Source organism: Methanoregula sp., from assembly GCF_002835825.1.
Lineage (GTDB): Archaea > Halobacteriota > Methanomicrobia > Methanomicrobiales > Methanospirillaceae > Methanoregula.
This window is the reverse complement of sequence record NZ_PIZH01000374.1, coordinates 1-2,075: the sequence shown is the minus strand read 5'-3', so window position 1 is coordinate 2,075 and position 2,075 is coordinate 1. Positions and strand designations below refer to the sequence as shown.

The 2,075-nt window shown below is 52.6% G+C and carries 4 protein-coding genes; 2 read left to right on the top strand and 2 right to left on the bottom strand.

The genetic code is table 11. The features are described from left to right. Positions 1 to 83 precede the first annotated feature (83 nt). Positions 84 to 272: a hypothetical protein gene (locus tag CW742_RS11220; protein WP_292420423.1), complete on the top strand. Its 189-nt coding sequence runs from the start codon at positions 84 to 86 to the stop codon at positions 270 to 272. Between the two features lie 56 nt (positions 273 to 328). Here CW742_RS11220 and CW742_RS11215 read toward each other — a convergent pair whose 3' ends face one another. After that, on the bottom strand, positions 329 to 997 hold the full coding sequence (locus CW742_RS11215; protein WP_292420421.1) for a hypothetical protein: 669 nt from the start codon (positions 995 to 997) through the stop codon (positions 329 to 331). A 151-nt stretch (positions 998 to 1,148) separates the two neighbouring features. Here CW742_RS11215 and CW742_RS11210 point away from each other — a divergent pair, with 151 nt between their 5' ends. Then, positions 1,149 to 1,409, top strand: a complete 261-nt coding sequence (locus CW742_RS11210; RefSeq protein ID WP_292420419.1) for a hypothetical protein — start codon at positions 1,149 to 1,151, stop codon at positions 1,407 to 1,409. Here CW742_RS11210 and CW742_RS11205 read toward each other — a convergent pair. Further along, a partial coding sequence (locus tag CW742_RS11205) for a protein-glutamate O-methyltransferase CheR (RefSeq protein ID WP_292420417.1) occupies positions 1,403 to 2,075 on the bottom strand: 673 nt, incomplete at its 5' end. The genes CW742_RS11210 and CW742_RS11205 overlap by 7 nt on opposite strands.

The window sequence follows — 2,075 nt, the reverse complement described above, 5'->3', positions numbered from 1 at the left end:
GGTGGAGCTACTCGAACAGCACTACCTGGATGGTCACCTCGCGTGCCATCTAGAATTAGTGAACAATTATCTCCCCTTTTATCATGACTACAGTACTGGAATTTGAATCCGCAATCGAGTTTATTGCTAATATCAATGAACACAAGGACTGCCTGATGTCCCAGGACTCAAACCAGGAGAACCCCAAAGCACTCTGGTTCAACATCGACATCCCGAAAGGGCATCCCCTGAAAAACGGGGACCGGGTCAGGATCACGGTTGAAAAACTCTGATCGTCCCAATTTTCCCCCATTATCCGGGACAATCCGGACCAGAATGTTACTGAAGGTTACCGTGGCGAGTACTGGACGTAATAGTCCTTTGGCGTCTCGAGATCGATCTGGTAGCTGTCGATATATGCAGTCGTAATGATCATGTACACATCCACTCCGTAGGTCTGGATAACCCGGGTCATCGACCCGCGGTTCAGGATCTCCATGCCATCGATGACCGTACCATTGTTCGCGTAACAGAGGACCATCTTGAAGTTCCCGTACTGGGGTGTACGCTCGGCATTTACTGTTGCATTCAGGGACCAGACCGGGTACGGAACACTGAACCTCTGGGTCAGTCCCCCCCTTGACTCGTTGATGAAGGCAAAGGTTACCATCTCGCGGCCGCGGAACGGAATGTCCCCGGCGCCATAGATATAGATATTATCCGGCATCTTGAACCGTGGATAGGAGAAGGGGCTGCTGTTGTAAAAAAGACGGTAAGGCGGGGCAATGGTCGGCTCAGCCGTGGGAGTTATGGTAACCGGAGCAGTGAACGGGGTTACCGCAGTGACCGGAAGAACGGGGGTATGGTGAACCGTGGAAACGACAGTCTGGACCGGTGTGTGTGCCGGCTTTTCGCTGATTCCGGGAAAGCCCGAGAGGTACTGGGGGTTCAAGACAAGGGCGATGACAAAGACAAGGATGACTCCGCCGATGAGGGTGATAAGGTCTCCTTTCTCCACATGTAATAATAGAATCCACTGTAAAAAAATATGACGATATTAAGGGCAAAGAAGGGGAAATGCATTTTGCCGAACCGTGCATCGACTCTCCCGCGACATCCGACAGAAACAAGCCGCATGGATTATATCCTCCCCGGGAAAATGGTTCTGTATGGAGATGCCCGGACTTCGCACATGGGTTGTTTTTTACCTCATTTCCTTTGTTGTCCTGCTCTGGGCTGCTTTCCTCTCGGCACAGGGCGTCATGCTCTGGGTTAGCCTGCTCCTCGTTCTCATCATCATTGGCCTGAATATCATGACTGTCATGAACCAGCTCAAGCTCCATGCTGCACGAAAAGAGCTACAACAAAGCCTCACCAGGGACTTTGTGCGGGGCGAAGCTCAGGAAAAAGATGACCAGCCGCCTCACTGAGCCGGCCGGGATTGAAGTGGTTTTTCCTTTTTTACAAAAACCTTCTGGGTTGGATTCCGGGGAGCAAAGAGATCCTCGACCTGGCGCCCGAGATACTCTGTCTTGCCCATGATATAAAATCCGTCTGAAACAAGCGCTGCATGGAACATGCGGGCAAGGTCGTCTTTCTGTTTTTCGGTAAAGTAGATGGTCACGTTCCGGCAGGTGATAAGGTCGACATACCGTACAGGGGGGAAACCACTCATCAGGTCATGGTGACGGAAACGGAGGAGTTCCTTTAAGTGGGGCTTGGCCTCGTACAGGCCATCCGGGCGTTTGGTAAAATGACGCTGGACCAGCACAGTCGGGAGTTTTTGGATCGCCTTCTCCTCAAAAATTCCGGCCTTTGCCTTGGCCAGGACCACCTCGTCAATGTCGGTTGCCGTGATAACCCCCGACCAGTCCTTGTGATTGACAAGGGCCTCGTGGAGGAGGATGGCCAGGGTATAGGGTTCTTCCCCGGTAGATGAGCCTGCGCACCAGATCGAGATCCGCTTCTTCTGGGAAAAGAGCGCCGGCAGGATGACATTTTTCACCTCGTCCCAGACCTCCTTGTCGCGGAAGAAGTCCGTGACGTTGATGGTCAGGGCATTACGCAAGGGTTCAGTCTCCTGCGGGTGGTTCTTG